This is a genomic window from Pseudomonadota bacterium (assembly GCA_030859565.1).
In the GTDB taxonomy this organism is placed as follows: domain Bacteria; phylum Pseudomonadota; class Gammaproteobacteria; order JACCXJ01; family JACCXJ01; genus USCg-Taylor.
The window spans coordinates 1-9666 of the sequence record JALZJW010000140.1 but is presented as its reverse complement, the minus strand read 5'-3'; the positions used below and the strand labels follow the sequence as shown (position 1 = coordinate 9666).

7 protein-coding genes and 1 pseudogene are annotated in these 9666 nt (G+C 61.2%); 2 read left to right on the top strand and 6 right to left on the bottom strand.

All coding sequences use genetic code 11. The annotated features are described in order from the left end of the window. Window positions 1–64: 64 nt before the first annotated feature. The 6 genes and pseudogenes from M3436_16805 to M3436_16780 form a co-directional block, all read right to left on the bottom strand. Window positions 65–494 (bottom strand): annotated as a pseudogene (locus M3436_16805) (OsmC family protein). Window positions 495–586: 92 nt separating this feature from the next. After that, window positions 587–1714, bottom strand: a complete 1128-nt coding sequence (locus M3436_16800; GenBank protein MDQ3565693.1) for a trypsin-like peptidase domain-containing protein — start codon at window positions 1712–1714, stop codon at window positions 587–589. Beyond that, the gene (cydB, locus tag M3436_16795; protein MDQ3565692.1) at window positions 1704–2711 is read right to left on the bottom strand and encodes a cytochrome d ubiquinol oxidase subunit II; all 1008 of its coding nucleotides are present in this window, start codon (window positions 2709–2711) and stop codon (window positions 1704–1706) included. Before cydB ends, M3436_16800 begins: the two co-directional genes overlap by 11 nt. Before the next feature lie 398 nt (window positions 2712–3109). Beyond that, the gene (locus M3436_16790; protein MDQ3565691.1) at window positions 3110–4489 is read right to left on the bottom strand and encodes a cytochrome ubiquinol oxidase subunit I; all 1380 of its coding nucleotides are present in this window, start codon (window positions 4487–4489) and stop codon (window positions 3110–3112) included. A 199-nt stretch (window positions 4490–4688) separates the two neighbouring features. Beyond that, window positions 4689–6794: a carbon starvation protein A gene (locus M3436_16785; protein ID MDQ3565690.1), complete on the bottom strand. Its 2106-nt coding sequence runs from the start codon at window positions 6792–6794 to the stop codon at window positions 4689–4691. 34 nt (window positions 6795–6828) lie between these two features. Beyond that, window positions 6829–7851, bottom strand: a complete 1023-nt coding sequence (locus tag M3436_16780; GenBank protein ID MDQ3565689.1) for a sodium:calcium antiporter — start codon at window positions 7849–7851, stop codon at window positions 6829–6831. A 530-nt stretch (window positions 7852–8381) separates the two neighbouring features. On the opposite strand from M3436_16780, the gene M3436_16775 reads away from it, so the two are divergent. After that, a complete protein-coding gene (locus M3436_16775) occupies window positions 8382–8642 on the top strand; it encodes a hypothetical protein (protein MDQ3565688.1) in 261 nt (86 codons plus the stop codon). Window positions 8643–8686: 44 nt separating this feature from the next. Further along, entirely contained in the window at window positions 8687–9574 is an 888-nt protein-coding gene (locus M3436_16770; GenBank protein MDQ3565687.1) for a DUF692 domain-containing protein, read from the top strand. The last annotated feature ends 92 nt before the right edge of the window (window positions 9575–9666 follow it).

Below are 9666 nucleotides of genomic sequence, written 5' to 3'. Positions count from 1 at the left end.
CGCACCGCGCAGTGGTGCGACGCTGCGGACGCAGGACGAATCGCGGCACCAATAGCTTGTCGCGTCATGCGAGTGCATTTCGGGGACAGGACGGCCGAAATGCATCACGAGCATAGCGACACGCCAGACACCCTGCCTTGGCGTTATTCGCCGCCGTCTCAAATGCCTGCCGATCTGCTCCCGGTATTTTCGCCGTCACCTCCAGATGGACGGCCGTAATGGTGAATCCCGCCTCGGTCTTATCCAGAGTCACGCTGGCCGTGGTGCGAATGCTCTCGGCTGTCATGCCGGCATCTCCCAACTGAGCAGAGAGCCATCGAGAAACAGCCCGCATGTGCGGCGGCAATCAACTCTTCCGGATTGGTGCCAACTCCCTGCTCGAAGCGCGTACTGAAGGAGTACTGAGTGTCTGACAAAACACCGCTATCGGTCGAAATACTGCCTTTCCCGTCCTTGAGACCACCCTTCCATACTGCTGAAGCTTTACGTTTCATTATTCCTCCTCCTGCTATCTATCGTTACTTCGTGCAAAAGCAATGGCCACATCGGCATTTGATGGGGTTTCAGTGATGGCGCTAATTCTATTCTAACCACCGGCCTGGAGCGTCACGGTGAGCTCGGTCTTGCCGCTCTCGCGCAGCACCGTTACCCGCACCGCATCGCCCACCCGAAAATCGTCGAGCCGCCCGAGCAATTTCGCGACGCTGTCGACCGGCTTGTCATCCAAAGAAACGATGATGTCGCCGGGGGTAATGCCCTCGGCATCGATGCGAGCACCCTGCATGCCGGCTGCCTCGGCGGCCGAGCCCGGCATGACCCTGAGCACGAGCACGCCTTCGACGCCCAGCTTCTGCGTCACCTGGCGGTTCAGGTCCTCGTCCACCTCGATCCCGAGCGCGGGACGCACGTACTTGCCGCTCGCGATGAGCTCCGGCACGACGCGGTTCACGGTATCCACCGGCACGGCGAAGCCTATCCCGGCGAAGGTCCCGGAGGGACTGAAGATGGCCGTGTTGATCCCGATAAGCCGGCCAGCGGAATCGAGCAAGGGGCCGCCGGAGTTGCCGGGGTTGATAGCGGCGTCGGTCTGGATCAGGTGCTCGATGACGCCGCCCTGGTCGGAGGGCAGGGAGCGGTCAAGCGCCGAGACGACCCCGGTCGTCAAGGTCCAGTCAAGGCCGAAGGGGTTGCCGATGGCGAACACCTTCTGCCCAACCTTGAGGTTCTGGCTCGTTCCGAGGAGCACGGGCGGCGGGCGGTTTAAGGCCACCCCGATGCGCAGCACCGCGAGGTCATGGGCGGGGCTTGCGCCCACGAGCCCCGCACTGTGTTCGCGCCCGTCGCTCAACCTTACCTGCGCCCCCGAGGCGCCCGCCATCACATGGTAGTTGGTCACTACGTGCCCGCGCTCGTCCCAGATGAAGCCCGAGCCCGTGCCTTTCGGGATGGTGAAGATGTTGCGCGTCCAGAGGTCCATCACCCGTTCGCGGGTCGTGATATAGACGACCGAGCCTTTGGCCTTCTCGAAGATCTCGATCGTTGTCTTCTCCTCGGCGGCTAGATCGCCGCGCGGGGTGACCACCCGCGGTGTCGCGTCCACGCCCAAGATCGTCCGCTCGATCGAGGGAAAAGCTTGCCAGAGGACGAGCAGAGCGGCCGCGGCGACAGCAACCCAGAGAAGACGGGAGAGGAATGGGTCTCGGCTAGTGTTCATGGCGCATCTCGGTTTTCACCTTGCCGCGGAACACCCAGTACGACCAGCCGGTGTACATCAAGATGATCGGCAGCAAGAACAGTGTACCGATAAGCAGAAACGCCTGCGACTGCGGCGCGGCGGCTGCGTCCCACAGCGTGATCGCCGGCGGCACGATGTACGGGAAGAGGCTGATCGCAAGCCCGAGATAGCACATCGCGAACAATCCCATCGCGGCGAGGAACGGCGCGGCGTCGCGCCCGCGCGCAAGGGACCGCCACAGCCACCAGGCGATCGCTGCGGTTGCGATCGGCACCGGGGCGAAGAACGCGAGGTTGGGCCACGAAAACCAGCGCGCGGCGATCCTCGTGTCGAGGAACGGCGTCCAGAGACTCACCATTCCGATGAAGGCGAGCGTACCGAAAAGTCCCACCCGTGCTTTCGTGCGCGCCCAGTCCTGTAGCGTGCCTTCGGTCTTCATCACCAGCCACGTTGCGCCGAGCAAGAGATAGCCGAAGACGAGCCCGACGCCCACCGCGAGCACGAAGGGGTGCACCCAGTCCCAGCTCGTCCCGGCGTACTGCCGTCCGCTCACCGCGAATCCCAGCACGAACTTTCCAAGCACGCAGCCCTGGGCGAAGGTCGCGATGAGCGAGCCCCAGAAGAATGCATGGTCCCATCGCTTGGTGATCATACGCGTGCCTGGCCGGAGCTCGAAGGCGACGCCGCGGAAGACGAGGCCCAGCACCATCGCGAGGAGCGGGAAGTAGAGCGCCGGGAAGATGATCGCGAAGGCGAGCGGGAATGCCGCGAACAGCGCCAATCCTCCGAGCACGAGCCAGGTTTCGTTTCCGTCCCAAATGGGCGCCACCGAGGCCATCATCAGATCGCGCGCGCGATCGCCGGGCGCGAAGGGGAAGAGGATCCCGACGCCGAGATCGAAGCCGTCGAGCAGTACATACATGAACACCCCGAAGGCGAGGATGACAGTCCAGATGGGCACGAGATCGAGGGCCATGATGGAATCTTCCGTCTCAAATGTTGGACAAAACCACTTCAACAACTTCATCTGCCTCAGCAGGCAGAGAAGTCCCTTCTCCCTTCGGGAGAAGGCTAGGATGAGGGGATACAATCAAACAGTTGCGTCGATTTCTGACCCCTCACCCTATCCAGGAACCTGCCTTAACCCGGGTGATCTTTACCCGTTTCGTCACCCTAGCGAAAAGCTGGGGTCCAGTGCAGCGCCCGAAAAGCCGCTATGGATTCCAGCTTTCGCTGGAATGACGGAGCCCCCCGAGGATACTGCGGGGTTCCGGGGCGCAATTCGCGGCCACCACGCGGCCGGGTGGTCGCTCCCAGGGGACAGGGAACAAGTAGTCAAAATGCATAAATCTCAAAAATATGTTTGCCTTGGTCTCACTCAGACGCCGCCGACAGCGGCCGGGCGGGGCGTTGTTCGGGCCGCAGCTCCTGCCTCTCGGGCGGTTCCGGGAGACCTTGCCGCACCAGCCGCACGAAGTAGTTAAGGCCGGCGCCGAAGACGACGATGTACACCGCAATGTAGGTGAGGAGCGACGCCAGGACTTCGCCGCCCGTGAGCGTCGGTGTCACCGCGTCCGCGGTGCGCAGGTGTCCGTAGACCACGTAGGGCTGCCGGCCGACCTCGGTCGTGATCCAGCCGGCAGTCACGGCGACATAGCCGGCCGGGATCGCCCAGGTGGTTGCGCGCAGGAACGCCGGGCTGGCGAAGAGCCGCCTGCGCCAGGCGAGCCACCACGCCCAGGCCGTGAGCGCGAACATGATTGCCCACATGCCGACCATCACCCGGAAGCCGAAGAACACCGGCACCACCGGCGGGCGGTCCGCAGGCAGAAAGTCCTTGAGCCCGCGAACCACGCCGTCCCAACTGTGGGTAAGATAGAGGCTCCCGAGCTTCGGGATCGACAGCTCGGCGCGGTTCCTCTCGGCAGTTTCATCGGGAAGCGCAAACAGCACCGCCGGCGCTCCCGCGCGCGTCTCCCACAGGCTCTCTATTGCCGCCGTTTTCTGCGGCTGATGCTCGAGCGTATTCAACCCGTGCAGATCGCCGAGCAACGCCTGCGCGGGCACCAGCATTGAGGCGAGGATCACGCCCATCGCGATCATAACCTTCGCCTCCTCGAGGAAGCGGCCGTGCCGCAGATACCAGGCCGCGACCCCGATCACCGTGAACGCGGTCGTGAGATAGACGGCGGTCACGGTGTGCAGGAACCGGTACGGGAACGACGGGTTGAAGATGACCGCCAGCCAATCGGTCGGGACGAACCGTCCGTCGATGATCTCGAAGCCGGCGGGCGTCTGCATCCAACTGTTCGCCGCCAGGATCCAGAAGGCGCTGAGGAGCGTCCCGATCGCGACCATCAGCGCGGAGAAGAAGTGCGCCCACTGCGGGACGAGCTTCCGCCCGAAGAGCAGCACACCGAGGAACCCGGCCTCGAGGAAGAACGCCATCAGGGCCTCGTAGGCCATGAGCGGGCCGACGATGTTCGCGGTGGCGTCGGAGTAGCGGCTCCAGTTGGCGCCGAGCTGGTAGGGCAAGACGATCCCCGATACCACCCCCATGCCGAACGCCACGGCAAAGATCCGAATCCAAAAGGTCGAGATCCGGAGATAGATCTGCTTCTTGGTCGCCAGGAGCAGCCCTTCCAGGACCGCGATGTAGGACGCTAACCCGATCGTGAACGCCGGCAGCAGAAAGTGAAAGGCGACGACGAAGGCGAATTGGATGCGCGAAAGAATAACGGGATCTAAACTCATCGGCATCTCCCTCTAAGCTCAACGTAGTTCAGACGAACGTCCCCAGCCAGGCAAAGTCTCTTGCATCACTCATTCTCGCGACGCCCGGCGACTTGATTGGGTGTGATCGTCGCTGCCCTCGCGCCAAACCGGCAGGTCACATAGTACACCAGCGCGGCAATGTCCGCATCGGAATGGCGGGCGATGCCGTACGACCCGGTCAGTCTCGCACCCAGTCTTCGACCACGCACCGTGGGAGGTGCGGTGTCTCCGTCAGCGGCGGGTGCCGGCGCCCGGTCAATACCGCATGACAGACCCGCAAGGTCTCGATCACCAGCACCCAGGTGGTGACGAGGAACAACACCGTCAAGGCGGCGTCCAGTTGGTCATTGAAGATAAGCTGCGGCGCCTGCTCTGCTTTGTCGGGGGCTAGCAAGCCGCGGCTCAATCGCTCACCGAGCTCGCGCGCATGCGCGAGGAACCCGACCCGCGGCTCGGGGCTGAAAAGCTTTTCCCAAGCCGCGGCGCTTGTCACGGTGACCAGCCATGCGAGAGGCAGCGCGGTCACCCACGCGTACCGCGCCCGTCCGGACTTAACCAAGATAGTAGTCGCGACGCAAAGCGCGATCGCGGCCAGCATTTGATTCGAGATCCCGAAGAGCGGCCAGAGACTATTGATGCCCCCGAGGGGGTCAATCGTGCCGATATACAGGAAATAGCCCCAGCCGCCGACCACGAGCGCGCTCGCCAGACAGACACTCGGATACCAACTGGTCCGCCCTAAGGCCGGAATGAGGTTCCCCAGGAGGTCTTGGAGCATGAAGCGCGCGACACGGGTACCCGCGTCCAAGGTGGTCAAGATAAATAGCGCTTCAAACATGATCGCGAAGTGATACCACACGGCCAGAAGACCGCCACCGAAGGCGCTGGAAAAAATGCTGGCCATGCCTACGGCCAAGGACGGGGCGCCGCCGGTGCGCGCGAACAGCGTCGCTTCCCCCATCGCCGCCGCCAGCGATTCCATTTGTTCCACCGTCACGGGAAAACCCCAGCTCGTGATCTTGGCCACGGCTTCGGCCGCCTCCGCCCCGACGACACCCGCCGGGCTATTGATGGCGAAATACACCCCGGGCTCCAATACGGTGGCCGCCACCATCGCCATGATCCCGACGAACGATTCCATCATCATCGCGCCGTAGCCGATGAAACGCACATCCCGCTCGTTGGTGAGGAGCTTCGGCGTGGTCCCCGAGGCGACAAGTGAGTGAAACCCCGAGATGGCGCCGCAGGCGATCGTGATAAAGACAAAAGGGAACAGCTTGCCACCGAAGATGGGGCCCGTGCCATCGATAAATTGCGTGAGCGCAGGCATCTTGACCTCGGGCTGGAGCACCACGATCGCCACGGCCAGCGCCGCGATGGTTCCGATCTTCATAAACGTCGATAAGTAATCGCGCGGCGCGAGCAACAGCCAGACCGGAAGAACCGAGGCCGCAAAGCCGTAAGCAATGACCATGAGTGCCAGGCTCGGAGCGTCGTAATCGAACCAAGCGCGTAGCCAGGGCTGTGCGTCGATCCAGCCTCCGCCCAGGACCGCTAGCACCAGCAAGATCACACCGAGGCAGGTCCCTTCGAGCACGCGTCCGGGCCGGATCCCGCGCATATAAGCGCCCATCACCAAGGCAATCGGGATCGTCGCGGCGACGGTGCTGGTGGCCCACGGGCTATGTTTCATCGCATTGACGACGACCAGCCCGAGCACGGCGATGAGAATAATCATGATGGCCATGACTCCCGCGAGCGCCACCGCTCCGCCAACCGGTCCAAGCTCATCGCGCGCCATCTGTCCGAGCGAGCGCCCGTCGCGCCGGGTGGAGAAAAGCAAGATCACGAAATCCTGTACGCAGCCCCCGAGCACCGCTCCCACCAAAATCCATAAGGTACCGGGCAGGTAACCGAACTGGGCCGCTAGAGTCGGCCCGATGAGGGGGCCCGGACCCGCGATGGCCGCAAAGTGGTGCCCGAAAACGATCCATTTATGTGTGGGGACAAAGTCGCGGCCATCGTTAAGCCGTTCAGCCGGAGTAGCACGAGTGCCATCCAAAGCCAGCACCTGGGCGGCGATAAAGGCGCTGTAAAAGCGGTAGCCTAATGCGTAAATGCATAGTGCGGCGACGATAAACCAAAGGCCGTTGATGGTTTCTCCTCGATGCAGCGCGATGGCGCCCACCGCGCTCGCCCCGAGTATGGAAACTCCCAGCCACAGGCATGCCTGCAATATCACACGCGCGGATGGTGTACGGTCGCGATTCTTTTTCTGGGTCATGAGCTTCAGCGGTTTAGTCGCCGCAGGCGTGCCGTTAGGAACGCTGCCCCAAAACCGCGATGAGATAAGCAGCGTAGAGGCTACCGTTAATAATGGCGAGCTGCCAGACGTAGAGCTTCCCCACCCGGACTGCCAGCCTCAGCCATAGGGCCGCGACGACGGTGACGAGCATCCCCGTGAATACCTCCAGGCGCAAATCCCAGGGTGTCAACAGGATACCGATGGCCGGAAGAATCGTACCCTGAAACACCATTGCGCCCGTGATGTTTCCGAACGCCAGTGTGTCTTTGTTGCGGCGGATCCAGAGAATGCTGTTCACCTTCTCGGGAAGCTCGGTCGCGATCGGGATGATCAAAAGCGACAGCAGCAGCGCTGAAACGCCGATCTCGCGCGCCACGTGATCTACATTATGAATAAACCCTTCCGCGCCGGCGACCAATAACCCGAGCCCCATAGCGATCTGAAATAACATGACCAGCATGTGGTCGGGCAACCCGAGCCGGCACAGATACATGTCCGTATGCGCCTGCGTACCGTGGCCATCCATAACCAATTGCGCCGACACCCGTAGCGTCAACATGACATAGACGAAATAAACGAGCACCAGGATCAGGCCCAGAAAAACCTTCAAAGTGACGAAATAGTGGGGTTCCCGGGGGATAAAAAGCGCCCCCGCAGCGATGCCGAAGGCCAGCAAAAAGAAATTTAAGTCCCGTGCGAGCCCGGTTTTTTCGGGCGTGAGCCCCCCTTTAAACCCGCGCTGCCGGACGACCGACCAGCCCATCAGGCATAAGGACAGTGTGGAGAGCATCAGCGGTGCGCCGATGATCGCCCCGACTCCTATCTCTTCGTTGACGTCCGTATCTTCAGTCCCGGCAAAGATAGCGAGAATGGGGACCATGCTCTCCGGCATGGCGGTGCCGACAGCGGCAAACAGCGAGCCCGTGACTCCTTCGGAGATTTTCAGTTTTTCACCCAGATGTTCCAACGCATTGGTGAAAATCCCGGCTGCCAGGAGAATAACCAACAGCATGCCCACTAGTTCCACGTATATCATGACCTCTACCATTCCCCCTTGCGGATTTCAAACGGTGGTGACGGGCGGCGATGGCTACCGGTAACACGAGACGCCGCTATAAGCGACAGCATAGCGATAACGAGATGAGTTTTCAGCCGCTTGACAAACGAACGCCGGCCGAGTGCGCCTTATAACGCGGTTAACGCGGTTACCGTGGCGCGGGGCATTGAACTTTGTCAGACGCTCAAGGTCGGAGTAGGAAAATTCGCCGTGATGACCGCATTGCGAGCCCATATACACTGATAATTACGCACCGCTACTATCCTGACGAACCCGCTTTTGGCATATGCGAGTCTCCTTCTGCGGTGCTTATGCTCATAAAGAACATTCCAGAATTTGACCGATGCAGCACCGGCCGTGGTACGCGGGCAACGAATACCACTTGACGGCGTTCATGGAAGAATGCGGGGGAAGCGCAGTCTGATACTGCGCATACGTTGAACGGCCCGCTATCGAACAGGATTTCAATAGCGGGCCGGCTTATCTATCCACCATCAGGAGACCATCGTATGAAAAATACCAAGGGCATTTTATTGGCCACCGCTGCCGCGGCGTTATTCGCGAGCCATCCCATACTGGCGGAAGACGTCCACCCCGTCGCCGAAGGTAAGGTAAGATGCGGCGGCGTTAACGCGTGCAAAGGCACCTCGGAGTGCAATACCAAAGCCGATCTTAACGCCTGTAAAGGAAAAAACGCGTGCTCCGGACAAGGCTGGGTATCCATGACCAAAGAGGAGTGCGAGACTAAAGGCGGCAAAGTAGCCGAATAAGCGCCAGAGAGGTTGAGGCGGGGCGGTTCCGCCCCGCCTGTCCAATGCTCCCCATTTCGGAAAAGCGATTTCCGGCACTCGGTTTTGGCCTCGGTCTCCGCAAGGAGCATTACGAAGCCGTCCTCGCCGGCCAGCCACCGCTCGGGTGGTTCGAAATAGTCTCTGAAAACTATATGGTAGCCGGCGGCAAGCCCCTCGATCACCTCGAACGCATCCGCGCCGATTATCCGATCGTGATGCACGGCGTCTCGCTTTCCATCGGCGGGACGGATCCGCTCGATGTGGGCTACCTCAAACAACTCAAGACCTTGGCCGATCGCATCGAGCCCGCCTGGATTTCCGATCATCTGTGCTGGACCGGTGTGAAACCCGTTAACCTGCACGATTTAATGCCCTTGCCTTACACCGCCGAAGCTATGCATCATGTCGCCGGGCGCGTGCGCCGGGTTCAAGAGTACCTGGGACGGCGGATCCTGTTGGAAAACGTGTCGAGCTACCTCGACTACCGCGCCTCGGAAATGCCGGAATGGGAATTTCTTGCAGCCCTCGCCGAGGAATCCGATTGCCTGCTCCTGCTCGACATCAACAACGTGTACGTCAGCGCTTGCAACCATGCATTCGATGCGTACACGTACATCGAACACCTGCCACTCACCCGGGTGCAGCAATTTCATCTCGCCGGTCACCGTGATCATGGAGCCTACCGCATCGATACTCACGACGAGCCCATAATCGATCCCGTGTGGGACCTTTATGCCAGGGCGATTACGCTTTTTGGCAAGGTGTCTACCATGATCGAGCGCGATGATAAAATTCCCCCGTTCGAGGACTTGCTTGCGGAGCTGGCGCAGGCTGAACGGATCGCCACGCAGACCCTCCCGCCGCACGATTCCTCGGAGTTTGTGAAAAAATCTACTGCGCTCGGGATCTAGCGTTCCGGCGGTGCTCGGAATCCTCATGTATTTCAACATACACTCCGGTTCCTGCGCTCCGGCGGAACGCGACCTCCCTTCGCTCGCGACGA